Annotated in this window: 18 protein-coding genes and 3 pseudogenes; 13 read left to right on the forward strand and 8 right to left on the reverse strand. The window is 66.9% G+C overall.

The window, feature by feature from the left end; genetic code table 11:
* Positions 1 to 272: 272 nt before the first annotated feature.
* Positions 273 to 1,979 (forward strand): aldehyde dehydrogenase family protein, encoded by a 1,707-nt coding sequence (locus LMU33_RS38715; RefSeq protein WP_228626465.1) that lies wholly within the window; start codon positions 273 to 275, stop codon positions 1,977 to 1,979.
* A 682-nt stretch (positions 1,980 to 2,661) separates the two neighbouring features.
* Here the strand turns inward: LMU33_RS38715 and LMU33_RS38720 are convergent.
* Entirely contained in the window at positions 2,662 to 4,128 is a 1,467-nt protein-coding gene (locus LMU33_RS38720; protein WP_228626467.1) for an ATP-binding SpoIIE family protein phosphatase, read from the reverse strand.
* A gap of 418 nt (positions 4,129 to 4,546) precedes the next feature.
* Here LMU33_RS38720 and LMU33_RS38725 point away from each other — a divergent pair, with 418 nt between their 5' ends.
* The 4 genes from LMU33_RS38725 to LMU33_RS41555 all read left to right on the forward strand — a co-directional run bounded on the left by LMU33_RS38725 (position 4,547) and on the right by LMU33_RS41555 (position 5,978).
* Positions 4,547 to 4,795 carry an antitoxin MazE7 gene (locus LMU33_RS38725; RefSeq protein WP_228626469.1) on the forward strand — a complete coding sequence of 83 codons (249 nt, stop codon included), beginning with the start codon at positions 4,547 to 4,549 and terminating at the stop codon, positions 4,793 to 4,795.
* 81 nt (positions 4,796 to 4,876) lie between these two features.
* The gene (locus tag LMU33_RS38730; protein ID WP_228626471.1) at positions 4,877 to 5,185 is read left to right on the forward strand and encodes a toxin Doc; all 309 of its coding nucleotides are present in this window, start codon (positions 4,877 to 4,879) and stop codon (positions 5,183 to 5,185) included.
* 182 nt (positions 5,186 to 5,367) lie between these two features.
* Positions 5,368 to 5,553 (forward strand): hypothetical protein, encoded by a 186-nt coding sequence (locus LMU33_RS38735; protein WP_228626473.1) that lies wholly within the window; start codon positions 5,368 to 5,370, stop codon positions 5,551 to 5,553.
* Positions 5,554 to 5,849: 296 nt separating this feature from the next.
* On the forward strand, positions 5,850 to 5,978 hold the full coding sequence (locus LMU33_RS41555) for a hypothetical protein (protein WP_283844317.1): 129 nt from the start codon (positions 5,850 to 5,852) through the stop codon (positions 5,976 to 5,978).
* Positions 5,979 to 6,069: 91 nt separating this feature from the next.
* Here LMU33_RS41555 and LMU33_RS38740 read toward each other — a convergent pair whose 3' ends face one another.
* Together LMU33_RS38740 and LMU33_RS38745 are read right to left on the reverse strand one after the other, a co-directional pair.
* A complete protein-coding gene (locus LMU33_RS38740; protein ID WP_228626475.1) occupies positions 6,070 to 6,666 on the reverse strand; it encodes an NADPH-dependent F420 reductase in 597 nt (198 codons plus the stop codon).
* A gap of 41 nt (positions 6,667 to 6,707) precedes the next feature.
* On the reverse strand, positions 6,708 to 7,526 hold the full coding sequence (locus LMU33_RS38745; protein ID WP_228626477.1) for an inositol monophosphatase family protein: 819 nt from the start codon (positions 7,524 to 7,526) through the stop codon (positions 6,708 to 6,710).
* A gap of 137 nt (positions 7,527 to 7,663) precedes the next feature.
* Here LMU33_RS38745 and LMU33_RS38750 point away from each other — a divergent pair, with 137 nt between their 5' ends.
* On the forward strand, positions 7,664 to 8,572 hold the full coding sequence (locus tag LMU33_RS38750) for a LysR family transcriptional regulator (protein ID WP_228626479.1): 909 nt from the start codon (positions 7,664 to 7,666) through the stop codon (positions 8,570 to 8,572).
* A gap of 198 nt (positions 8,573 to 8,770) precedes the next feature.
* Here the strand turns inward: LMU33_RS38750 and LMU33_RS38755 are convergent, their stop codons facing one another.
* Complete coding sequence (locus LMU33_RS38755; protein WP_228626481.1) at positions 8,771 to 11,725, reverse strand: ATP-binding protein; 2,955 nt, start codon at positions 11,723 to 11,725, stop codon at positions 8,771 to 8,773.
* A gap of 349 nt (positions 11,726 to 12,074) precedes the next feature.
* Here LMU33_RS38755 and LMU33_RS38760 point away from each other — a divergent pair, with 349 nt between their 5' ends.
* Complete coding sequence (locus LMU33_RS38760; protein WP_283844323.1) at positions 12,075 to 13,235, forward strand: isoafricanol synthase; 1,161 nt, start codon at positions 12,075 to 12,077, stop codon at positions 13,233 to 13,235.
* A gap of 278 nt (positions 13,236 to 13,513) precedes the next feature.
* Here the strand turns inward: LMU33_RS38760 and LMU33_RS38765 are convergent, their stop codons facing one another.
* Both LMU33_RS38765 and LMU33_RS38770 read right to left on the reverse strand, forming a co-directional pair.
* A complete protein-coding gene (locus LMU33_RS38765; RefSeq protein WP_228626485.1) occupies positions 13,514 to 14,236 on the reverse strand; it encodes a peptidoglycan-binding protein in 723 nt (240 codons plus the stop codon).
* 134 nt (positions 14,237 to 14,370) lie between these two features.
* Positions 14,371 to 15,003, reverse strand: coding sequence for a hypothetical protein (locus tag LMU33_RS38770; protein ID WP_228626487.1), 633 nt, complete (start codon positions 15,001 to 15,003; stop codon positions 14,371 to 14,373).
* 1,028 nt (positions 15,004 to 16,031) lie between these two features.
* Here LMU33_RS38770 and LMU33_RS38775 point away from each other — a divergent pair.
* The 3 genes from LMU33_RS38775 to LMU33_RS38785 all read left to right on the forward strand — a co-directional run bounded on the left by LMU33_RS38775 (position 16,032) and on the right by LMU33_RS38785 (position 18,388).
* Positions 16,032 to 17,402, forward strand: a complete 1,371-nt coding sequence (locus LMU33_RS38775) for a S8 family peptidase (RefSeq protein ID WP_228626489.1) — start codon at positions 16,032 to 16,034, stop codon at positions 17,400 to 17,402.
* A gap of 16 nt (positions 17,403 to 17,418) precedes the next feature.
* Complete coding sequence (locus LMU33_RS38780) at positions 17,419 to 17,685, forward strand: hypothetical protein (protein ID WP_228626490.1); 267 nt, start codon at positions 17,419 to 17,421, stop codon at positions 17,683 to 17,685.
* Positions 17,686 to 18,091: 406 nt separating this feature from the next.
* Complete coding sequence (locus tag LMU33_RS38785) at positions 18,092 to 18,388, forward strand: hypothetical protein (protein ID WP_228626492.1); 297 nt, start codon at positions 18,092 to 18,094, stop codon at positions 18,386 to 18,388.
* On the opposite strand, the pseudogene LMU33_RS38790 reads toward LMU33_RS38785, so the two are convergent.
* Positions 18,271 to 18,561, reverse strand: a pseudogene (locus LMU33_RS38790) (helix-turn-helix domain-containing protein); the annotation flags it as partial. The gene LMU33_RS38785 and the pseudogene LMU33_RS38790 sit on opposite strands and share 118 nt — an antisense overlap.
* 65 nt (positions 18,562 to 18,626) lie before the next feature.
* A pseudogene (locus LMU33_RS41805) lies at positions 18,627 to 19,092 on the reverse strand (transposase); the annotation flags it as partial.
* Between the two features lie 25 nt (positions 19,093 to 19,117).
* On the opposite strand from LMU33_RS41805, the pseudogene LMU33_RS38805 reads away from it, so the two are divergent.
* The 3 genes and pseudogenes from LMU33_RS38805 to LMU33_RS38815 all read left to right on the forward strand — a co-directional run.
* A pseudogene (locus LMU33_RS38805) lies at positions 19,118 to 19,285 on the forward strand (transposase); the annotation flags it as partial.
* A 444-nt stretch (positions 19,286 to 19,729) separates the two neighbouring features.
* Positions 19,730 to 21,301 (forward strand): S53 family peptidase, encoded by a 1,572-nt coding sequence (locus tag LMU33_RS38810; protein ID WP_228626494.1) that lies wholly within the window; start codon positions 19,730 to 19,732, stop codon positions 21,299 to 21,301.
* Positions 21,302 to 21,792: 491 nt separating this feature from the next.
* The gene (locus LMU33_RS38815) at positions 21,793 to 24,912 is read left to right on the forward strand and encodes an NACHT domain-containing protein (protein WP_228626554.1); all 3,120 of its coding nucleotides are present in this window, start codon (positions 21,793 to 21,795) and stop codon (positions 24,910 to 24,912) included.
* The last annotated feature ends 45 nt before the right edge of the window (positions 24,913 to 24,957 follow it).

Here is a 24,957-nt window from a genome sequence, read left to right on the forward strand (position 1 = left end):
CGTACAGCACTACGCCGTCAACGACTACTACCCACAGCGCCGGGTGATGGAGCGCATCGCGATCGCCGGCGTCCCGCTGTCCTGATTACAGCCCCCTTATCCGGCACCCCTCGCGATCCGGGCCGACCGTCTGCCTGCACACGGTGGCCGTGCCGCTCGCGTTTCCGGCGGGACGGCCACCGTCACCCCGGTCGCCCGGGACCGCGACGTTCGGCGCCGCGACGCCTGAGTCCCCCTTCCCAACCAGCTTGTTCGCCCCGCCAAGGAGTGACGTGAACAGCCCCGCCCTCGACACGACCGTCCTCGACCGCGCCCTGAGAGAGCTGCGCCACAACGCTCCGTCCTGGGCGAGCGCGCCGCTCGCCGAACGCATCGGCCTGCTGGAAAGGCTCATGCCCAGGATCCGCGACGGCGCTGCCGAGATGGTCGCGGCGGGCGCCCAGGCCAAGGGATACGGCCCCGACTCGCCGTGGGCCGCAGAAGACTGGGCCGGCGGTCCGTGGTCGCTGGCGCAGCAGGTCACCGCGCGGCTGCACGTGCTGCGGCGCCTGGCCGCCGGCCACGAACCGCTGCACGCGGGCGCGGTCCGCGAGCGAGGCACCCGCACCTGGGTGGACGTCTTTCCCGCCACCGGCTGGGACAGCCTGCTGCTGGGCGGCTACTCGGCTCGGGTCCGGATGCAGGCCGGGATCGCGGCCGAGCAGGTACGACACCGCGCGGCCGCACGGTACAGGGGTGGTGTGCAGCGCCCCGGCGTGGCGCTGGTCCTGGGAGCCGGCAACGTCGCCTCGCTCACCGCGAGCGACATCCTGCACAAGCTCTACGCCGAGGGCCAGGTCGTCATCGCCAAGATGAACCCGGTCAACGCCTATCTCCGCCCGCACTTCGAGCGGATCTTCGCCGAGTTCACCGAGCGCGGCTGGCTGCGGTTCGTCGACGGAGGCCCCGCCGAAGGCACCTACCTCACCACCCACGACGGCGTGGACTCCATCCACGTCACCGGCAGCGACCGCACCCACGACGCCATCGTCTGGGGCACCGACGAACATGCCGAGCGGCGTCGCCGCGAGGACACCCCGCTGACCGACAAACCGCTCACGAGCGAGCTGGGCGGGGTCAGCCCGTGCATCGTGGTGCCGGGGCCCTGGAGCAAGGCGGACTTCCGCTTCCAGGCCGAGCACATCGTCACGAGCAAGATGAACAACTCCGGCCACAACTGCATCGCCAGCCAGGTGCTGGTGCTGCCGCGCTCCTGGCCGGGAACCGAACCGTTGTTGGACGAGATCAGACGGGTGCTGCGCGCCCTGCCGGCCCGCAGGGACTACTACCCCGGGGCCCATCAGCGGCTTCAGGCCGTACTGGCGGCACACCCGCGGGCCGAGTGCCACGGCGACGACTCCCGGATCCTGGTCGCGGACATCACCGACCACGACGACATGCTGCTCACCGGCGAGGTCTTCGCTAGTGCGCTGGGCGTCGTCCGCGTGCCGGGCGAGAGTCCCGCGCACTTCCTGCGCCATGCCGTCGACTTCGCCAACACCGTCCTCCCCGGCACCCTGGGCGCGACCCTGATCGTGCACCCCCGGACCGAGAGGACCCAGCCCGGTGAGGTGGAAGCGGCCCTGGGCGAACTGCGCTACGGCACCATCGGCGTCAACACCTGGTCCGGCGTCAACTTCCTCCTCGGATATACCCCCTGGGGTGCCCATCCCGGCCACACCCGGCAGGCGATCGGCAGTGGCATCGGCTTCGTCAACAACGCCTTCATGCTCGAGGACATCGAGAAGACGGTGCTGCGCGCCCCTTTCGCTCCCGCTCCCCGCAGCCTGTTCACCGGCTGTCCCTCGCTGTCCCCCAAGCCGCCGTACTTCGTCACCAACCGCACCGGCCGCACCACCCTCGAGCGCATCACCCGCTTCACCACCGCGCCGAACCCCGCCCAACTGCCCGCCGTCTTCGCCTCCGCCCTGCGCGGGTGACCAGGAAGAAACTCGAATGAACCTCAACGACTTCCTCACGCGCGCCGCCCACGCCCACGGCGACCGGCCGTTCTAGGCGCCGGGGGACAAGGCTCTGACAGGAGATTTCCCAAGAGACCGGCGGGACCCCGTGAGATGTGGGCTGCTGGGCATATCGACGCCCATGACGCCCATTCACACGGCCGTCCGACGCGAGGCTCGGTCATGCCGGCGAGTGGGCTCTCGGATCGTCGGTCTGGCCATCCGCCTTCACCGGGCGGTGGAGGCGGGCCAGGCTGCTGCAGTCGGTGCAGCTCCGTCTGCTACCTCCAGCTCCTGCCGTCCTACGCACCCGACCTCAACCCTGTCGAAGGTATCGGGTGAACCGTCGTACCCACTCAGTGCCCATTCCGAGGGGACGCAGCGGGGAACCACAGGGAACGACAGGCTCGGCTGCGCTCTGTCCAGGTCGGAGTCTCGGCAGGTCGGCCAGAGGCCACATACGTCGTCTTCCAAACAGGTGCTCCGTCGACCTCCGTGGGCGTGAGAGCGCTGGGCCGTCTGTGGGCCGTCCGAGAGTGGCCAACGACGACAGACGACGACAGTTGCCGACCGCTCTTTCACTGCTCAGCGACGGTGCGCCGGGTACCGCCCGAGGTGCCAATCGGCATGTACGTCGAGGGCTTCGGGCGGTCCAGTCCGGTCACGCGGCCGGTGCCAGGTCGGGGGCGACGGGAAGTGATGGGGCCGGCTGCTCGGCCCAGACGATCTTCCCGGTGGGGGTGAAGCGGGCTCCCCACCGCGCGGCGAGCTGGGCGACGATGAAGATTCCGCGGCCGCCTTCGTCCGTGTCCGTTGCGTAGCGCAGGTGCGGGGAGGTGCTGCTGCGGTCGCTGACCTCCACCACCAGGCTGGTATCGAGCAGAAGGCGCAGGTGGGCAGGGGGTGTCCCGTAGCGGATGGCGTTGGTGACCAGCTCGCTGAGGATCAGTTTGGTAGTGGATGCCGTCTCCTCCAGGTTCCAGTCGGCCAGCTTCGCGGACACCTCGGCGCGCAGGGCGGGCACTGCGGCAGGAGAGGCCGGGATGTCCCAGTCGGCGATTTGGTTTTGCGGAAACGTACGGGTGCGGGCGATCAGGAGAGCGACGTCATCGACTGGCCGGGCGGGGAGCACTGCCTCCAGGACCTTCTGGCACGTCTCCTCCGGGTCGAGCCCCGCACCGGAGAGCGTGTCGCACAGCAGCTTCAGGCCGGCCCCGACATCGCGGTAACGGTTCTTGATGAGCCCGTCGGTGTAGAGCACGAGCTGGGTGTTATCCGGCAGCTGTTGCTCGACGGCCTCGAAGCGCAGACCGCCGACGCCGAGCGGCGGTCCTTCGGGCAGGTCGATAATCTCCACGCGGCCGTCTGGACGGACGATGGCGGGCGGGAAATGACCGGCCCTTGCCATCGTGCAGCTACCGGCGACCGGGTCGTAGATCGCATACAGGCACGTGGCCGCGATGGTCCCCTCTTGGCCGGCGCCCGCTTCGGCGTCCATTTGCTTGACCACGTCGTCGAGGCGAGCCAGTAGTTCGTCCGGGGGCTGGTCGAGGGTGGAGAAATTGAGGACCGCGGTGCGCAGCCGCCCCATGGTGACCGCGGAGCGCAGGCCGTGGCCGACCACGTCCCCGACCACCAGGGCGGTGCGGAAGCCCGGGAGAGGGATCACGTCGAACCAGTCCCCACCGACCTCGGCCTCGGCCGGGACGTAGCGGCACGCCGCCCGGACGGCACAGGTGTCCGGCAGCACACGGGGCAGCAGGCTGCGCTGCAAGGTGGTGGCGATGGCGCGCTCACGGGAGTAGCGGCGAGCCAGCTGAGAGACCGCAAGGCCGACGCCGAGCAGCAGCCCGGCGGTGACGATGTCGGCCGCGCGGTTGAAGCGGATGAAGGTTCCGTACGGAGCGGTGAAGAAGAAGGCGAACCACACGGCGGCGGACAGGGCCGTCAGGACCGCGACCCAGCGGTAGCTGAGGGCAGCCACCGTCGCGACGACCAACATCAGGATCAGGGCCACGTTGTTCTGGGACAGGATGGCTCGGACGGGGAGCAGCAGCGCGCATACGGCGAGCGGGACTGTCACTGCCGCAAGGAGCGCGGCCAACCCCCTGACGACACCACGAGGCATGCACACCTCCCTCGTCTCCGGTCTAGCAGGGCTCACGCGGCGCGGCCAGTCGATGCGGGTCTCGCCGGAACCCCGGGTCGAGGCCCTCGACGGCGTCCGCGAGCCTGCAGAAGCGTGGGCATGCCACTTTTGTCCCGCTCCTGTCGCCAGAGACAACAGGCGAGCTTGTCAATGTCGCGTGCGGCAGCTCCGACCAGAACTTTCGAAAAACGCGCCCAAACCCGCCGTGCAGGCACGCCGCGCGGCCCTCTCACCGGACCGGCTCTATCCCGCAGGTGGGAGAGCCGACCGCTACCCTGCGGGCCAACAACCCCGCGCAAAAGGGCCAACCACAGCGCTCACGGGCCAGGTGAAGCGCTCAGTCTCAGAACAGTGGTCGGGTAGCGGACCAGGTATGCCGAGCGGCATACTCTGAGGTATGGCAGATACCAGCGTCAAGATCGACGACGAAACGCGTGACCTCTTCAAGGCCCTGGCCGACGACCGCGGAATGTCCATGAAGGACTACCTCGCCGACCTCGCCCGGCGGGAAGAAACGGCGCGCCGCCTGGATACGGCAACCGCGGCCTTCCGACGTGTGATCAACGAGCCCGGCCTCATGGAAGCCTTCGACGCGGAGTTCGGCGGACTTCCGACGGTACCGCGCGACACCCCGCGGGCGGCCTGACCTGTGCCTGGTCCCGAGCTGTACGTCGACTACCGGTGGTTCTTGGAGCGCCAGGAAGAGCTCCTACCGGACGACCTGACCGTGAACGACTTTTCCGTCCTGGTCGGCATGGCGGCCCGTCACCGGGTGGACCCGCCCCGGCATGACCAGCACCCTGACGCCTTCTGGCGGGCCGCCGTGCTTCTGGAGGAGTGCGTGTTGCTCCGCCCTCTCCCGGCCCGCAACGAGGTGTTCGGCTACGGCGTCGCTGTCGCCTATCTGGAGGCCTCCGGACAACGCATCGACACAAAGTTCGAGCTATGGCGAGAACTGATCTACGACATCCGCGCCCTGCGCGTGGACTCCTATGAAGTCGCCGACCGTCTGCGCTCCTGGAGCACCAACGAGTAATCGCCCTGGTAAAGCCCTTATAAGCGCGCGAGCATGCATTGTCAGTGCCATCGGCCATGATGGGGATATGGCGATCTCGGCACCTCAGCGGATTCCGTCGGCACTGCTTCCGTCCCTGCCGCAGGGTGAGGAAGCGTCGACACACTGATCGAAGCCGGTGACAGCGACGTGAAACGTGGCTGATGCCTGCGCTCGACAACGACTTCCAGGCCACACCCTGCCCTGTCTGCCACAGCTACCGCATCGAGGGCTCCTACGGCATCTCCGGGATCCGCTTCACGACGCTGCCCCAGACCGTCGAATGCAAGGACTGCCGCAGTGATATCCCTGCACGCGATCCCGGCCCCGAAGGGCCGTCCGAGCAATAGCTCGCGTAGATACTGGCTCTCATCGCAGAAGGCCCGGATCCCCAGCAGGACGTTACCTACCGAGCGCCGGTCGGTTCCGTCGATCTCAGGGCGTTCGACGACGACGGCAACTCGTACGAGATCCATGCATGCCACGACTGCCTGCCGTGGCACGCCGAGGTCGTGGTCGTTGACGGGGAGATCTTCGTCAGGGAATGGCATGCCGTCGGATGCCCGCAGTTCCAGCAGCTCATCCAGGACTGAGACGGGAGCCCATCGCTCGGGGCCAACTCACCCCGATAGGTGATGATGGTGTGGTGAGGCTGGACCTGAGTAACTTCGAACTCCTCTGGCCCACATCGCTGTTCGACCAAGGCGACGAGCTCGCCGCCGCCCGGGCGGCCAACTGTGAGCTCATGGCCCAGCTCAACAGCCCACCGGGCTGAGCACAGCCCGGGCCGGTCGCTCGATGGCCGGCGGTCGGCGGCGTATCTGTTCTGGATGTGGGCCCGGCGGGGGCGGTGCACTGTGTGCGGATCAGCGGGCGATCGAGATCGCGAAGGGCGCGAATCCGCTGGACCGAATCACGTGCGGTACGAACAGTATCGCGGCTTCCGTGGCGCGGGCGGTTTGGATCCCGCCGAGATCAGTGATCCACTCCTTGCGCCAGCCGAGGTTGATGAGCAGTTCACGGACGGTCTGCTTGGCCTGCGGGTCGTCGCCGGAGAGGAAGGCGTCGGGCGCCTGGGTGAGCGTGGCTGGCGCGGTCATCACCGGGAAGAGCATGGTGTTGAGTGTCTTGACGACGCGCGTTTCGGGGAGCGCTTCCTGGAGTTGCTCGGCGAGGCTTGAGCCGGGGTAGATCAGGTGGGCAGGCAGTCCGTCCGGTCCGTCGACGGTGGCGTTGGAGACGTCGACGAGGATCTTGTCGCGCAGTTCCTCGCGCAGGGCGACGAGCCGGTCGAGAGACCCGGCTCCCGGGGTGGCGTTGATGACGATCTGGGCTGTCCGGGCAGCGTCGGTGGCGGCGCCCGGCGTGCGGTCCGCCACGGTCACCTCATGCCCTGCCTGGGTGAGGGCTGTGGCCAGACTGCCGCCGACGCGGCCGTTTCCGAGAATTGCGATCGTGGTCATGCTGATCTGGTCCTTCCGTGCGTGCAGGTCGTGGTGCCCGGTCAGCGTGAGAGCGTGGCGACGGCCTCGGCGTGGACGCCGGGCGCGGCGGCCAGGAAACTTTCGCTCTGCGGGGTCCAGGGGCGGCCCTCGGCGTCGGAGGTCTGTCCGCCGGCCTCGGTGACGAGCAGCGCCCCGGGAAGCAGGTCCGCGCGGGCGCCGGCGAACTGCCAGAAGGCGTCGATCCGGCCGGCGGCCACGTTCAGCAGGTGCAGGGTCGCGGGCACGGCGGTGCGGACGACGAGCGCGTCGAAGAGCATGGCGGTGATCGAGGAGCCGACGCGCCGCACGACCTTCTCGTCCTCGTCCGGCCGGGCCTGGCTGGTGGCCACGATGCTCAGGCCGAGGTCCGTGGTCTGGGAGACGTGCAGCGGTCGGCCGTCGAGGTAGGCGCCCGCGCCGGTGAGCGCGGTGTAGGTCTCGCCGGTCAACGGCAGGTGGACCGCGGTGAGCACCGGATGGTTCTCACGCACGAGGGTGGCGGTCACCGCCCACTCCGGCAGGGCGTGAAGATGGTTGACGTTGCCTTCGGCCGGATCCACGACCCACCATTCGCCGGGCGGCAGCGCCCCGCCGTCCAGTTCGTCCTCCACCCAGCCGGCGTCCGGGCGCAGGCGCGTGAGGCGGGGGCGCAGGATGTCGAGGGCCGTGTCGTCGTTGTCGGCGAGCGCGCGCATCAGCTCTTCGCGGCTCTGGTAGCGGACCACCCCGCCGAAGCGCTCGTGCAGCGCCGAACCGGCCGCGCGCACGGCGATCGCGGTCTGGCCGAGCAGGTCGGCGTCGGAGGCGGCGACGTCAGTGGTCTGAAGCCTTTCGGACATGGTGAACTCCCTTTTGAGAAGGAGGGGATGGGGCCGTTCGGGCCGAACTGCGCGCTCTGTTCAGCGCTCTGGTCTCGAAGGTATACAGCCCCTTGATTAACCTCAACTGCATGTAAAGCACGGCTAGGATTACTCGCATGCAATTGGATTTGAACCTGCTGGCTGCGCTCGACGCACTGCTGGAGGAGGGAAGTGTGGCGGGGGCGGCCGCACGCATGCATGTCACGGCCCCCGCGATGAGTCGGAGTCTGGGCCGAATCCGGCGCACGACCGGGGACCAGATCCTGGTGCGCACCGGCCGCACGATGACTCCGACGCCGTACGCGATCGCCGTCCGGGAACAGGTGCACGAGCTGCTGCACCAGGTCCAAGGGGTGCTGGCACCGAGCCGTGAACTCGATCTGGCAGCGTTGGAGCGCACTTTCACACTCCGCTGGCACGATTCCCTGGTCGCCTTGAGCGGCCCCGCACTGCTCGCGGCCGTGCGTGAGGAGGCGCCGGGTGTGCGATTGCGCTTCGTCGCGGAATCCAGCATCGACACCCCCGAGTTGCGGCGCGGCGAGGTGGACCTGGAGGCGAACGCCAACCGCCCGAGCGCACCGGACATCCGTGCCGAGAACGTGGGCGAGACCCGCCTCGTCATCGTCGTGAGGCAGGGGCACCCCCTCACCCGCATCAGGACCGTCACCGCAAAGCGGTACGCCGCCGCTGAGCACGTCACCGTCTCGCGACGTGGAAACCTCAGCAATGCCCTCGACGACGCTCTCGCGCGGCTCGGCCTCACCCGCCGCGTGGTGGCTACCGCGCCCACGGAAGCGGCCGCGCTGGAGTTCGCGCGCGGCTCCGATCTCCTGATCAGCGTCCCCGAAGCCACCACACGGTCAGCGGTCGCCGACCTCGGCCTGGTCGTGCTCCCCCTCCCGCTCGAACTGCCGTCGGCACCGATATACCTGTCGTGGCATCAGCGCTACGACACCGACCATGCCCACGCCTGGCTGCGCGGGCTGGCGCGAACCGCGCTGGCCATGGGCGGAGCGTCGTCGTAGTCGGCGCCGTCCGGCCGCTTCACCCCTTCAACGTCAGCAGCGGCTTGTCCGTGCGGGTACTGGCCGTGGGGGCGGCCAGACCGACGCCTGCGGCTCACGATCGCGGATCTGTGGGCCCTGCTCACTCGGTCGGCTCTTGGCCGGTGAGTAGGTTGAGCAAGCCGGCGGGGGCGTTGTCGCCGAAGATGAGCTGGTGCATCACCTGTCCAGGAAGGTGACTCCATCAGACCCGGGGCACATCGGTGGTTTACCGTCAGGCTGCCCTAAGACCAGCCGTACCAGGCCCGCGTGGTCGAATCCGGTCTTGAGGCAGATGCCAGACAGCAGCCGGGTCACATCGAGGGGCTCGAGGCCGAGGGCCTTGGCCATGCGGGCGGTTGACCAGCCGTGTGCCACCCACTCGGCCATCTGACGTTCCTGTGCGGTGAGGGAGTCCGTGGCAACGGCGTCGGACTGCAGGGGCCAGAGGCCGACCGCGTCGAGTTCGTCGCGAGCCCGGGCCGCGAGGGTGTCCGCGCCGCAGTTTACCGCGCCCTCGAGTCCGCGGCGGAGCTGTCTGGCGGCATCCTGCGTCAGCCCGGCGCGACGCAGGGCGATGCCGTGGTCCACCAGTGCGCACGCCAGGTCGTAGCCGGACGGCGAGCGTTCGAGATGGGCGACTGCGTCTCCCAGGATGGCGGTTCGCTCTGGGGTGGGGGACACCGCGGCCAGGGCGTTCAGGGCCTGACCGATGGCGGACTGCGTGCCGAACCTGCGGGCCCGCTCGACAGCGGTGGAGGCGAGCTTGAGGGCCTGCTCCGGGTCGGTGCTCCTCAGGGCCTGCGCGAGATGGAGCTGCCAGGGGCACCAGGCGGGGTTGCGTATGCCGCGCGATTCGAGCCGGCTTCCCACCCCTTTGAGCTTCAGCTCGGCCTCACGGCGCATGCCGAGCGCGAGCAGTAGCTCGCTGTGGACGGTTTGGGAGTCCGGGTACACCACGGCGCTGGGCACGATGTCGCCGTAGCCGTAGGAGGTGGCGAGCTCCTCGGCTTCGGTGGTGCGGCCCCGGGCCAGCAGGATCTCGATGAGGATGCCGATCGCGAAGTACTGTGCGGGCACCTGGTGGCCGACCCGGTCCGCGATTTTCAGTCCGCCGCGGACCAGCGTCTCGGCTTCGTCGAGACGCCCGCGGCGGTAGCGGATGTAGCCGAGCAGGGTGTAGCCGAAGGACAGGTGGGCACCGCGCCAGCCCTTGCTCTCGCATTCGGCGATGCCTTTGCCGAAGAGTTCCTCGGCGCGTCCGGGCTGGTCGCAGTACACGAAGGTCATGGCGACCAGGACAGGGACCTCGAAACCCCAGTGTTCGTCGGTCCAGGAGAGGCCGTCACCGAGGGCCTCCTCGGCCCAGTGGAGTGCGGTGGCGGCGGGTTCACCGCGCACCATGGCGTCCCAGGCTCGCAGTCCGAGGATGTACCGCTCTGCGGTGTCGCGGCCCGTCAAGTGCTCGGCCAGCCGGGCCAGTTTGCGTGAACGGGCGGGTGAGTCTTCTTCGTCGGCTCTGAAAGCGTTCCACATGAACTGCTCGGCCTGCATGTGCAGGCGGGTGCGGGTGTCGGTGGCCGACCGGGCGGCCTCCGCGACGGTCTCGGCGGCCTCGGCCATCCGGTCCGAGTGGCCGAGGGCCTGTGCGAGCCGGTAGATGATCGCCTCTCGGAGCGCAGGAGGGAGGACAGGCTCGTCCAGTGCGGCCCGTAGATGGTTGACCGTGGTCGTCGGTTCGGTCAGCAGCGCCGAGCAGCCGAGCTCGAACAGGACGCTGGCCCGCTCGTCCAGGGCGGGCGGCTCGCGCAGCGCACGGGCCAGACAGCGCCGGGCGGCCTCAGGGGCGCCCGCCCTCAGGTATTCGCGGGCGGCCTCCCGGAGTTGCTGCACGACCCAGGGGTCACTTTCCGGGTGCATCTCCAGCAGGTGCCGTGCGGTGACGGCAGCCCCCAGTCCCGCGCTGGAGACGACGGCAGCGGTCTGGCCATGCATGGCGACGCGGAACGCGGCGGGAATGGCCCGGTAGACAGCCGTGGCGATGAGCGGGTGAAAGAACTCCAGATGGTCGTCTTCCGAGGCTTCGGGAGCCGGGTCGGCAAGGATGCGGGCCTCGCGCAGTAGTGAGATGGCGTCGGCGGACTCGGCCTCGCCCAGGCCGCCGACACTCGCGGCCAGGCTGCGGGTGGCTTCGGCGCCCAGCACGGCGGCGCCCCAGGCGAACCGGACGGTGGAGGTGCCGAGCCGCTCCAGCCTCTCGACGATCCCGCTGCCCTTCACGGCGGAGGCGAGCTCGCGCAGTTCTGCTACGTGGGCTATCTGGGGCTTGAGGCCGCGGGCAGCGACCTTGGCGGCGAGCTCGACCGTCTCGAAGGGGTTGCCTCCGGTGACGGCCCAGGTCTCGCGGCAGAACGCCTCGTCGGCCTCCTCTCCCAGAGTGTTGCGGACGATGCGGCTGACCCCACCAGGGGTGAGCGGTACGAGATGGAAGGGGCGTGTTCCGTGGCGTTCGACGAGCTTGCCGAAGGCCGCGGCGTCCACGGGGAGTTCGTCCGGACGGTATGCAACGACGAGTAGCAGCGGCAGCTTGGTGACCCGTGGTGCGAAGGCAGTGAGCCAGGTGAGGGACTCGGTGTCGGCCCAGTGCGCGTCGTCGAGTAACACCACGAGAGGTGCCTGCTGCACGGCGAAGCGGGTGGCGATCCAGTCCAGGCCGTCGCGCACGCCCTGAGGGTCCGGGCTGCTGCCTCTGGTGTCTGCCACCAGGCCCAGCGCGGGGGCGACGATGTCGTGCCAGCTTCCGAGCATCCTGCGATGTTCCTCGTCGGTGCCGGTCGCAAGCATTGGCTGGATGAGCTGGCGAACGATGTGGAACGCGACGCCCTGCTCCTGTTCTCCCCCTCGGGCGGAGAGCACTGTACAGCCGCGGGCCACCGCTCTTCTGCGCACCTCGGCCAGGAGCGAGGTCTTGCCTAGTCCGGCCGGCCCGGCGAAGGCGAGCAGCGCGCCGGAGCCTGGCGCGGTGCCGGACGTACCGGTCAGTTCCGTCAGCAGGGTGTCGAGAGCAGCGAGTTCGGCGTCGCGTTCCAGCAGCAGTCGGGATGGCTGCCCTGGCCGGTCTCCGATGTAGGCCACGTCTGCTCCTTTGACCGTGCGCGATATGTGAATCCCCTTGGCGGGCGAAGCGTACGCCCGCGCGGGCCATCAGGGTTCCGCGAATGCGCCTACCGGAAAGAAGATTCGATTTCATGATGTTTCAGGCTGTGTTGCTGTTCCGTCTTCATCATTGTGCTGCGCACCTCGCAAGGGGGGCGCGTGAGCCGTAGCGTGCGCCGCCAACGGGCCCCAGGGCACCCGTCTCGCCCGCTCACCGAGCGGACAAACCGCGCCTAGCCTGCGGGGTGGAGTGGGAACGTCGGAGGGCGGCACCGTACCGGTCGGACACACCATGACACCGCGACACCCAGGGGTACGTATGGCAGACATGACGGCTTCTGGCCGTGACCTGGCTCCACACGATCCGACGCGGCGCGCGGCCGCGGTCAGGATCCCGTTCCCGGCCCGTCTGAGCCCGCACGCCGAGCGGGCGCGGCGGCACAGCCTTCTGTGGGTACAGGAGATGGGTCTGCTGACGGACGCCGCCACCGGAGAGTACGACACGCTGCGACTCGAGCGGCTGATGGCGTACTTCTATCCCGACGCCGGAGGCCGGGACCTGGAGCTCGCCGCCGACTTCAACGCCTGGTTCTTCATCTTCGATGACCAGTTCGACGGTCGGCTGGGCAAGCGGCCCGAAGCGGTCGAGGCGCTCGTGGAGAGCCTGGTGCGCACCATGTCGGCGGACGCCCCGCGGTGGGCCCCCGGACCCGCGGATCCGCCGCTTGTGCGGGCCTTCCACGACATCTGGCACCGCGCCACCGCCGACGCCCCGGACGACTGGCGACGTCGGTTCCGCCGCCACTGGAGCGCCTACCTGACCTCCCACCAGGAGGAGGCGCGCAACCGCACCGGCGATCGTCTCACCTCGCTGGAGCAGTACCTCGCGACGCGGCGCAACTCCATAGGGGTGCAGCCCTGCCTCGACTTCACCGAGCGGTGCGGGGCCTACAGCCTGCCGAACAGCCTGCACGACTCCGCCCCGCTGCGCGAGATGCGCGAGATCACCGGCGACGTGGTCATCTTCGTCAACGACATCGTCTCCCTCGTGAAGGAGATGGCAGTCGGGGACGTGAACAACAGTGTTCTCGTCACCCGCGAGGAGAAGGGCTGCGGCCTGGACGAGTCCGTTGCGTACGTCGCGGGCCTCGCAAACGCCCGGACGGCCCGCTTTGGGCAGCTCGCCGCAGCACTTCCAGCATCCCTCGCGGCACGGGGTATGTCCGCGGAGGCCCGGCGGTACGTTGACCACTACGTGGAGGGTATGGGCCATCTGATGGCGGGCAACCTCGCCTGGTCGCTGGCGACTTCACGTTACGACCAGAGGGGGATCACCGCCGTGAGCGACGGTCGCCAGCGCCCGTGGGCCTCTCTCGCTGCGGCGTCGGCGGACCCGGATGTCCGGCAATCGCCGCAACGAGCCGTCGGGCCGACGGCAGGCCGATTCGGGGCCGACAAGTCCCCCCGGGGTCAGTTGGCCGGCTCTTGACGGGTGCTCCAGTTCTACGCCCATCCGACACGGCGATGCCACGTGCGACGGAACCAACCGTGCGACCAAGCTTGTTGCCCCCCACCGAGCCTGCGGACGAGTTGATGTGGGTCTCGCCACCGCTGCCGGGCCGCACCCACGGCCTGGCCGCGGTCCGGCGCCACCGCTGCCACCGCATCGTCGCTACCTGCGCCGGCTGCGGATCCCGGCACCCGCCGACCTGGCCTACACCGCAGCCGGCCCTGGCGTCGCCGCCGTCAAGCACTGGTGTTCGTCGTTCAGTACGGGTGGGGCGGCCGGTGGGGGTCGGCTTGCTGGACGCGGGCGGCGAAGTTCGAGCCGGAATTGTTGACGCGGTAACGGCTGCGCACATAGTTGATCGCGGCGCACATGTCGGCGACCACGTCATACGGCGTCGTCGCCGTACCGGCCTGGTGGTGCTCCGCGAAGGTCGGCGGAATGACCTGCATCGCGCCGCGGGAGCAGTTCTGCCGGTGGCCGTCGGCCACGATCGGTCCGCGGTTGTTGCCGTCTCTAGTGTTGATTCGGTGGCCGGGGGCGTTATAGGAGGACTCCCTCAGCGAAATGGTGACCAGCGCCGGGATTCCGAATTCGGTGTCCATGCCGGTCAGAGAGCACGCCGTCCGGGCGTAACCCTCCATCGCGGCCTTGCCCACACCGTTGTTCGGGTCGTGGTAAGTCACCTGTGCCAGGCTGAGCCTGCCCGGTGTGTTCCTGGTGGGCGCAATGCCGTGGCAATCCACAGTGAAACCTTCAAGGCGCCCGAGTTGGGTGAGCGTTGCGCAGCCGGGGATGCCGTCCGCGTCGTTTCCGTGGAAGCCCTGAGCGCGCTGCTCGGCGGCGTACGCGGCCTTGGTCTGCTCATCGAAGTGACCCGTGGCTCCGGCCGGAATGCTGCGCCCCCGCGCGATCAGAGCGCGCTGGACGGTGCGAACGTCCTCGTTTGTCTTTCCGAACTGGACGTTGGCGAGCGTCACCATGGCGCCTGCCTCCTCGCTGGCTGGTATGTATGGCTGGTTCAGTGCCGACGTGTCACAGCCTCACGGCGGTGAGTGCCGGTTTCGACGCCGGCACGGAACCAAGAAGAAGAGTCCTACCGAGTAACGGCTCGGGTTCAGGGGCGGTGATGGGCCGGAGCTCCGGCACCGACGGGGTGCCGGGCCTCCACGTATGTCGGCCATGAGCCGGGGTCGACGTGGTCGTTCTCAGGGACGTGCGCGTGCGCGTACCAGCCGCCCTGGGACTGCCATACATTCGCAGAGCGGTGCGCGGTGAAATCGGTCGGACGGCCCATGGGCCAGTTGTCCGGAACGCCCCAGGAGCGCACCCACGCGTTCAGCTCGGCCCAGCCCTTGCACGGGGTGTCCGTGAGCTTCGCGAACACCTTGCCGTTGAGGCGGCAGTGCGGGAAGAAAAGGGCCTCGATCTGGATGACGACCTTGCCGGCGCGGTTGGTGCGCGTGCCGCCGGACAGATCCCTGAGCGACTTGCTACGGGATGTTGCGGGGAAGAACTGGGCGAACGCACCGGTGAAGGGATCCCACAGGATGTGCGGAGCCAGTTCCTTACCGCTGCTGGTGAAGAAATTCTTGAGGGAAGCGAACGGTACGAGGTCTTGCGGGGCCCCAGCGGTGGCCTCGCGGTCCGCGGTGATGTGCGCGATCGCCTTCGCTGGAAAGACGGAGTCGCACGGGGCATGGTCCCCGAGATCGGCTCTGACAGCGCCGGGCAGCCACAAATCGGCCATTGCAGGCTCCTTGCGTCTGACACCAGGTGCGAATGCGGCAGCGAAAAGTCGTGACCAACTGCCGCCAGAGCATCGCTGCCGCTACCCGGTGCGGGTGTCGGGGCGGCAAAGGTCCTGACTGATAAGCGCTTCTGCTCCCCAGTGTGCTACGAAAAGCGATGTGTGGCGAACCAGTGCCGCAAGCGGCCATTGCCACCATCAGATGCGGTGATACCGCCACCGCCCACGCGGCGCGGTCACCCCCGCCGATGGGCCGGTGATGGCACGGTACCGAACAGGCCGGCGCTGACCAAGGCGATGCGTCGTACGTCCGCAGCCTTCATCACCGCGACGTCGGCCTGCGTGTCCCGCCAGCGCGAGCCGCGCCTCGGCCTTGGACCGGGCACCGTGGCCGGAGAGGAACGCGTCAGCCCCCGCCACCGCGACTTCAGGGCAGCCGGGTCCGCGGTGGCCAGGTCGGCGGTGACGGTGCGCACCGGCGCGGACGGCTTCCCCCGGTTCCGTACGACCGCTGTGACCTCGTGGCCTGCGGCGACGGTCTGTTCGAGGATCTGCCAGCCGACCCCACTTTGTCGATGGCTTCGTGCTCGGCACCCAGGCGAGCCGGTGTCCTCGATGTCCGCGACGCTGCCGAGCGTGTGGTAGGCGACTGGATGCAACAACTCGCGGTGGTCGGCGAACACCCGAGTGGCTGTCTCTGCCGTCGTCTCGCGGGCTCGGTCGGCCTGTCGATTCCATTGCCGTGGGCGATAGGAGCGGGTACCGGATGCGTTGCTCCGCGCGCGCCCGGGCGCGCGCCGGGCGCATTCACGTCGCCGCGGCCTGCCAGGACCCGGGGGTCCGTTCGACACCCGGATGGTGGTCCGGAAGTGTGGAGCAGCGGATCCACGGTCAGCATGGTGAGGTGAAGTTTGCGGCGTATCGGCCTGCATGAGCAGCCGTGGACCGTCCTCGCATCCCGCCCGCCGCCCGGTAACGGCGTCCAAGCACGTGCCGACCGCGTGGCCTGCACTGTCTTGAGGAGACGCATGCGCGTTCTCATCCATATGAAGCCGGAGCCCGATCTGGTGGCCGCGGTCATCGACCCTGCGCGCACCGTGTTGCCCCGCGATGTCGCGGGGGAACTGCCCGGGGTCGAGCTGGATCACGACTACACACCGGTGCCGATCCCCAAGCCGATGCCCGCCGTGCCCGGCGGTGACCCGCTTTCCCTGGAGCAACCGCTCACCTTCTCGATGGCGCCTGAGCATGCCGGAGTCCTGGTCCGTGGACAGATCCACGACTTCGACAACGCCAGGCGCATCGCCATGCTGACCGTCGCCCGCCCCGACGTCCTCCAACTCGCTGCCGACTCGGTCATCGAATCCACCCCCACCTGCGGCGGAGATCCGCCGGTCGGCGACTGGCGGGAAGTCGCGGGGTTCTTCGCCGAGCTGAAGTCGGACAGTCTGAACGGTACCCGCGTTCCGCTGGCGATCGTCGACACCGGCATCAACCTCGAATTCGTGAGCGACAAGCGCGACGGCCTCGCGATCTCCCTGGACGCGCAGAACAGCTGGGTCCCACCGGGAGTGACCGGCCGGCCGGGTCAGTTCCCGGTTGCCCACGGCAGCATGTGCGCCTTCGACACGCTCATCGCCGCACCTGACGCAACCTTGCTCGACCTGCCCGTCCTTCGCTCGCAGCGGCAGGGTAGAACCGTCATGGAGGGGCTGCTGTCGGACGCCCTCGCCGGATACTCCCACCTGCTCAGCTTCCTTGAGACAATGCCGCAGGAGCAAAGGAAGCTGGTGGTCAGCAACAGCTGGGGCTCTTTCTCTCCCCAGTGGGACTTCCCCCCTGGCCACCCGGGGAACTACTCGGACAACCCGGCCCACCCGTTCAACTTGTTGGTCACCGCCCTGGAACAGGCGGGAGCCGACATCGTATTCGCGGCTGGCAACTGCGGCCGGGAGTGCCCCGACGCCCGTTGCACTTCCACCGACCGGCCGATCGGCGGAGCCAACTCCCACCCTCGCGTCCTGTGCATCGGCGGTGTCAACACCCAACGCGACCGGGTCGGCTACTCCTCTCAGGGACCGGGCCGGCTCAGCCAACGCAAACCCGACATCTGCGCCTTCACGCATTTCAGCGGCTCGGAGGCATTCGGTCCGGGTACGCCGGACAGCGGCACCTCGGCCGCCTGCCCCGTGGCCGCAGGCGTGGTCGCCGCCATCCGCACCCAGTGGTCCGCCGCCTCCATCAGCCCCGGCGAGCTGCGGACCCTCCTGCGGCGCACCGCCGACGACCGCGGTGCCGCAGGGTTCGACTACGACTACGGGTACGGCGTGGTCAACGTGCCGGGCATCATGGACGCCCTGCACCGCCGCCAGAAGAACGGCCGCACCGGCGGCAGCTGACGCGACCAGGAGAGACATGGCCCCCGACCGCCCCAGCCTGCTCATCACCATCGAGCTCCCGTCGGGGGCCACACTCGACGCTGCCATGCGTCGGCTCGGGCTCACCCCGGACGAGGTCGACACCGAGTACGGTCTCGTCGACCTCCGCGACGGAAGCTACGCGCTGCTGGTCACCCAGGCTGCCGCCGACCGCGTCCAGGGAGCTGCGGGCGCCAAGGGCCCCTACGCCAACCCACCGATCGAACCTTTCGGCCCCCCACAGCAGGAGTCCGACGGCGAGTAGACAGCCCCGGCGGCACATCCTGCCATCCCGACCATCAGCCGACCACGGGCGGCTACGCTCGTCGCCGTCACCAACGTGGGACCCACGGCGGCGGGTGCGCTGCGACTGACCTCGGGCCGGCTCATTCGCGGCCGCGGACTGAGACACAGCTGGTGCTGTCGGTCTGATACCTGGCGCGAAGGCCTACCCCCCGCAGCTCGGGATTGTCGAATTGCGCCAGAGCGTCGATGACGCGCGGGGGGACGATTGCGCAGACGCCGGCGGGACTGTCCGTAGTGCATACCGTTCCCTGGCGTGGTGCGGCCTTTCCGGCCTGCCGGGGGGCTCTGTCCTACGTTGGTTAACGGGGCCCGCCGCCCCGGCGGTGGGCGGCGCCGGCAGTCCGCGCGATCTGCGGAGGCACCAGATGACATCCGACCCCACACTTCTGCGCCAGATGGACAACCTCGTGGTCCTCATGCTGGAGAACCGTTCCTTCGACAACATGCTCGGATTCCTCTATACCGACCAGGACAATCGGTCCCCGTCCGGCCAATCCTTCGAAGGCTTGACCGGCGCGGAGTCCAACCCGGACGGGAACGGCGGACGTGTGGCCGGCTCGAGCGCGAGGAGGGGCCGCAGCCGCTGGATGACCCTGCACACCGTGGCGGGCGAGATGCCGAACAGTGGCGCGAGCTGCCGCATGGTGAGGTTTGTCCGGTAGTAGACCGCCACCACCAGCACCCGGTCGGCAAGCGGCAGACACCATGGCCGCCCGATCCGCGGCCCGTCGCCACCCCGCTCCCGCACCACCTTCAACAACCGCTCGAACTGCTTCGTCCGCAGACCCGTGAACGTCTCCACCCGCAACGGAACAGCCCTCAACACCCCACGGATACAAGGGAGATGCCCTGCTCACGGCCTTGTGCAACACGTTTTAGAGGTCGTTTTCTCCCGATGTTTCATCCCAGAATTGGTGTTCTATCTCGTAGTGTCGGGTCTCGCCAGGAGGTGGTGGCTTCGGCGGTGAGGCGGCGGGCCATCAGGTCGGTCATGGCGAGGTGGATCATGGCTTCGGAGCGGGCGGGCAGGGTCTCGTAGTCGCGGGCCAGGCGGCGGTGGAACATCAGCCATCCGGTAGGTCCGCTCCACAGTCCAGCGCTTGGGGAGGGGAGTGAATCCCCTGGTCCCGGGGGTGCGTTGGACGATTTCCATGTCGATGCCGAGCTGGGCGGCGTGCTCGGCGAGGTGCTGGCGGTAGCCGCCGTCGACCCAGACTTTGCGGATGGTGGGGTGGGCGGCCGCGACCTGGTCGATCAGGTGGGTGCCGGCGGTGGAGTCCTGCACGCTCGCGGCTGTGACCAGCACCGCGAGCAGCAGTCCGAGAGTGTCGGTGACGATGCTCCGCTTGCGGCCCACGATTTTCTTCGCCGGACGAGCGCTGCTGAAAGGCGAGGAGGAGGACAACGACGAGCACCGCAAAGTCCGCGCACGTGTCGAGCACGTCTTTTCCCGGATGAAGAACTACAAGATCCTGCGCGACTGCCGCCAGCGCGGCGACGGCCTTCATCACGGGGTCCAGGCCGTGGCCCGCATGCACAACCTCGCCCTCGCCGCATGAGCCGACAAGCCCAGCCTCTCGCTTCAGGCTGCTTGATCACGGCCTTGTACAACCCACCCTTTAGGCTTGGCGATCTGATCTACGCGCTGCGTGTTACGGGACGATCGTCGCTGTCACTCGTTCGAAGGCGGAGCCGCGCCTACCTGACTGGGTGCGAGACAGGCGAATCCCGCACCTCTGTAAGGGGCATGGCGACATGCCGGATCTTGGCCCGGATGCAGGCAAAGGGGTACTCCGGTAGAGTGAAATGCAACAGATCGGACTTACGGTCTTCTTCCGTACGGTCGCCCCTATACCGAGGCGGATGGTCGCGCCGCTGGTTGCACGAAGCCGGACGCTCGTCGCGGCAGTGATCTTGCGGCTCCCCACACCATGAGGACATCGAAATCCGCCCTGCGGCACGAGTTGGCGATGGCGCAAGCACCGCAGGAAGGAGTGCCCACGATGGTGCTTGTAACCGATCCGTCCCTACCCATTCCCGGCACCGAACGCAGGCAGCCCCCCAACGCCAGCCGCGTGGGGCCAGCCGACCCGGACGAGCCGATCATGGTGAGCGTCCAGGTGCGTCGGAAGGCCAACACCGGGCTGACCAACCTGGCAAGGCTCGGCGCGAAGCGACCCCGCGACCGTCAGCAGGCGGACCGTGCTGCTCAGCTCCAGGAGCAGGCGGCCGATAAGGCTGAGCTCGAGCTAGTGGAGCAATTCGCCAAAGCACACGGGCTGAAGAAGTCAGGCTTTTTGCCGCCGCGCACACTGCAGCTGTCCGGCACTGCCCGGCAGATGAACGAAGCGTTCGACACCCAGCTCATCAAGTATGAGCGCCCGCACGTCGGCCCCTACCGTAGCCGGGAGGGTCACCTTCGCGTACCGCGCCACGTCGCAGGCGTGGTGGAACGAGTTTCTGGACTCACCACCCACCCGCTGGCACGACCGCTGCTCCGCCAGCGGCCGCGGGACGCCGCCAGCTACCTGCCGACCCAGATCGCCCAGATGTACGACTTCCCCGGCGCCGCGGATGGCGCCGGCGCGTCTATCGGCATCATTGAACTGGGCGGCGGGTACGCCCAGCAGGACCTCGACACCTTCTTCCAGGCGCTCGGCCTGCAGGCCCCGAATGTCGTAGCGGTCTCGGTCGACGGAGCCGCGAACAATTTCGGCATGGACTCCGGGGCGGACACCGAGGGGACCCTCGACATCCAAGTCGCGGGTGCCGTGGCTCCCGAGGCCACCATCACGGTCTATTTCGCGCCCAACACCGAACAGGGCTTCATCGACGCGGTCAACACCGCGGTTTTCGACACCCAGAACCGTCCGTCGGTGCTCTCGACAAGCTGGGGCGCCGCCGAGGACGCCGCTTGGGCGCCGGCGGGCCTCAACGGTCTGAACGCGGGGTTCACCAGCGCCGCCACGGCCGCGGTGTCGACCCTCGCGGCGGCCGGGGACAACGGAAGCAATGACAACGTCAATGACGGACTGGCGCACTGCGATTTCCCGGCCAGTGACCCGTACGTGATCGCCTGCGGGGGAACTACTCTGCAAGGCGACGGCGGGCAGCCAAAGACCGAGGCCGTCTGGAACGACGGCTTCGGCGACGCCACCGGCGGAGGAATCAGCCGCGTGTTCGCCTTGCCCTCCTGGCAAACCGGAGCGGGCGTGCCTCCCAACGTCAATGACCATACGACTTACGGTCGTGGGCTGCCGGACGTAGCCGGGGATGCCGACCCCAACACCGGCTATGACGTGGTAGTGCGTAATGGATGGACGGTGGTAGGGGGTACCAGTGCCGTTGCCCCGCTCTACGCCGGCCTCTTTGCCCAGATCATCGGCCAGGTCGGCTTCCCGCTCGGCTTCATCACGCCCTGGCTCTACTCCCTCGGCCCCAACGGCGTGGTCTACGACATCGACACGGGCGACAACACCGCACCCCCGGCGCCCGGCTACATCGCAGGCGCGGGCTGGGATGCATGCAGCGGGCTCGGCAGGATCGACGGAGCCCAACTGCTTGCCGCAGTCTGACCCAGCACAACGAACCGCTGCGCAGCAGTCGCTGACGCTTCGCCGCCAGCGTCTGTGGTCCAGCGAGACTGAAATATCTAATTTAGTAGTGGGGGTCAAGAATGCCTCGACTGATAAGGCAGCCACAGGGAAAAAACTGGCGGCATCGGCCATGGCTCCCTCTTTTTGTCCGCCGCCATGGGGCAAGAGTATGTCAGGCGATTGTCCGGAGGATCTACCTGCTCCAAATGCGCATCGTCGCAAGGCGTCACATCCCAAGCATCAGCGATTGGAGCCCCAAACGCCAGAAAATTGTTCTATGGCACTGTCTCGCAGTGCTAGGAACGGCTCTATTCCTCCTTTGGTTTGCGCTCGGCATTCAGGCCCTCTTCTTCGGATACCATGAGAGCCAGCTAAACAGCTGGTGCGGCAACAAAGGGGAATCCTGTGGGATCGTTAGCGGCACTTTGAGCCCCTTGCTCAGTTTCGCCTTGTTGACCCTCGTATTCCTTATGACCTCCTATCCACAAGCCGTCCGAAAAGTGCGCAGAAGGGCGAGGAGAAATCCCCGCAGCCTGGTCCCAACCGCTGGAACGGTTCTGGAAGATGTCGTAGGCCGCCAGGAGCTATGTCAGGTTCTCATACGAACACTGCATGATCGGGCCATCCGCCGGCCCATCCTCCTCGTCGGCAGTGTGGGCGCCGGAAAAACGGCGGTGCTTGTTCAACTCACTCGGATGCTGGCGGAAAAAGGGGCCGTACCGGTGCCGATCCAATTGCGCTCCGTATCCCAAGACGCGGACAAACTTGATTTTGCAGAAGCTGGACGGAAACGGTTCTGCGAAATGGTTAACGCTGATCTCATCTCCGGTGCGCAGGGTGAACGGATTTGGCGGCAACTGATTACCGATGATAAGGCCGTCATTGTGGCTGACGGACTTGAGGAGCTTTTCACCCAAGGCCCCCAGGAGAGAGAGCGCGATGTGGCCATTCGGAACGCAATCCGATTGGCTGAGCGACAGAAACTCCCGCTCGTTATTGCCTCGCGGCCTCATGCCCCCCTGGAGGATTCAGACGCAGCAATTATCGACCTCGAACCCCTTAGCGAGGAAGCGGCCATCGAATATTTGTCTGGAGATAGGAATGTTCGTTCGGATGAGGTGCGCTTGGACTGGATCGTAGAGACCGCAGTCGTTTCGGAGGCGCCCCTGTATTTGCAGATCACGCGTGGATTGCGACAACACCATCGACTTGAGTACCTAAATCACAGAAAAGAGTGGGAGGATCTGGACACCCGCCATGCAGATCGCTATACCCTCCGACTCCGCCTTCTCGAAACCTGGAAGAATGCGCTCGCTAATGGGAACTTGTACAAATCCTATGCCCTTCCTACTGAACGACGAAATGACACGATCGAGGTTATCTCCGCACTAGCCTGCATTGGTCTGCTGAAGGACAGCCTGGAGGTCGGTCTCGCGGAGTTGGTTGCCTCGGGGAAAGACGGGTCTAACGGCCCCTGTGGGCGGAACGAAATCATACGTTTCCTCGTGAACAGGGTCTGGCAGTACAGGAGATCAAAGAATCCTCAGGAGGATAAATACCCCGAAATTTGGGCCGCACTCAATAAGAAAATCAACACTGATGAGGAAGGCGACGCAAGAGTCCTGCCGTATGACAGTGACATACTTGGGTGCGTTAACCGGCTTTCCCTCTACGCCGCCCAGGGCGAGCGCCTGGGGTTGGTCGAAGCAAAGGGAGACAGCATCCGTTTCCCGCACAGCATAATGCAGGCATATTTGGGATCTCGCTTCATAAGTGAAGTGAGCGACAAGCACTTGGCGGCAGCCCTGCAAGAGCCGAAGCCCGGGCGTGAGCTCCTAATAGCACTCGTTTTGAATTCACGGGCAGTGGGGCGCACGGTTGATGACTGGGTGCGCCAACAAAGGTCAGTGATTAAATCACTCCTAAATGCTGCTAAGATACGTTGCGACGTGAAGGCGTTCGATCTGTATTCGACGGCCCTCCAGGTTGATCAGATAGTCCCAGGAAATCCATCCCACACAGAAGTGGCTGACTCCCTAAAGGCGCGCTGGAGTGCGATCAGGCTGGGTGATAGGAAATCAATCGAGGAAGCAAAAATACGCCTTGTCCATCGATTCGGGGAAGTGCTCCGAGCTATTGCCGATGCAGCCAATGATCCTGGCGCGCCACGCAACGGTAAACAACCAGCTTACCAAGAGTTCCTGGAAATAGCTTTCAATGAGCCTCTATATCAGGTGAGGCTCGCAATCGCCCAGGAACTCGGCGCTTGCGGCGACGGCGCGTTTGAAATGATAAGAAAGCTGTTCCCGCTGTCCGTGGACGGCCATCCATCTGAAATGTACGACCCCTGGGCACAATACGAGGCAAGGTACCACGAGGCGCAATACGATGAAGCCCGCGCTTTCGAATCATTCACGCACGAACATGGCCCCGAGGGAAAGAAGGAGGCGCCAGCATCCTATTATGAACTCGCACGAAAGCATCGCGAACATAAGGAAAGGATTCGCCGAGAGTTTATGGCGCGAGCCTGGCTGGTACCTATGATGGTTGGTTCAGTCACCGCTAAACATCAAAGGCAAGCCAAGGAAAGAATAGATCTCTGGCTTAAACACCTTGACTGTGAGAGGCCGGGATCCGATCGAGCTGAACTCCCACTAATTCTCGAAATCGCTCTAGCGCAGGGATTCAAAAGCTCCGCCAACCGTCGTCGTCGCCACCGAAGCACCAATAGGGAAACCCGTGACTTCATGGTTCAAAAGGCTGAGATTCTGCTTAGCCGCGCTCGCCACTGGTACTCCCAGATGACGCTCATCCATGCCCTCTGCCTGTGGGAGTTGCCCGACAGTAGTGGGGAGACAATCACCGGTCGCAGGGAGCCTCCGGCGGCGAACGCTTCGGAAGCTGTGACACGCTGGCTATCGATGGCGGGAAGCAAGCGGGATCCTAGAAGTCGCAAACCCGAAGATCTTGGCGCCGACGGGCGGGAGCGACTGCATCCATTCGTTGCCGAAGCCGGCGAGCTCGCCGCTCTGGCTCTCGAAACAGGTCACCCTGAGAAATATCTATGGATCGACGAGAAAGGAGCTATGGATAACGTCGGGTCTACTCCAGCTAAGCCAAGCAAAATCCGCCAGCACAACCTTTGGATTCCGCCTTCGGTCGGCTGGACCACGTTGCATCCTCGTGCCCAGCGACTACTCGCGGATGTGCTTCTGCTTCTCAACCTTGCCGAACGTGATGGCGAACCAGACGAGGTTGACAGCCGCATCGACCGCGCCAATCGCACGGACCTGCCGCCATGTCTCCGCAGAGATCGCAGCCCTCTGCGTCCTGAGCGAACAGTGGGTATGGCAGACGATGCCGCGCCGGGCAGCACCTGCTCGCGTGATTGCCCCTTTGAGCTGTGCCCTTACCCTGCGAAGGGCCAGCAGCCGCGGGCGGAGCTACCCGAGCCGTTCTGTCGGCAACAGCAAGCGCTCCTTCGTGCAGGGACTCTGCGACGGACCGCCCCGTGGCAGGACATACGCAGCAAAGAGTTGCTCCGCTTCTGGGGAACCATGGCTCGACGGTCACGCACTGTTGACGAGTGACGGAGCTTGTCGTGTCCGGTCTCGCCCTCGTCTGCTCACCATCGG

It is taken from the genome of Streptomyces barringtoniae, assembly GCF_020819595.1.
GTDB lineage: Bacteria > Actinomycetota > Actinomycetes > Streptomycetales > Streptomycetaceae > Streptomyces > Streptomyces barringtoniae.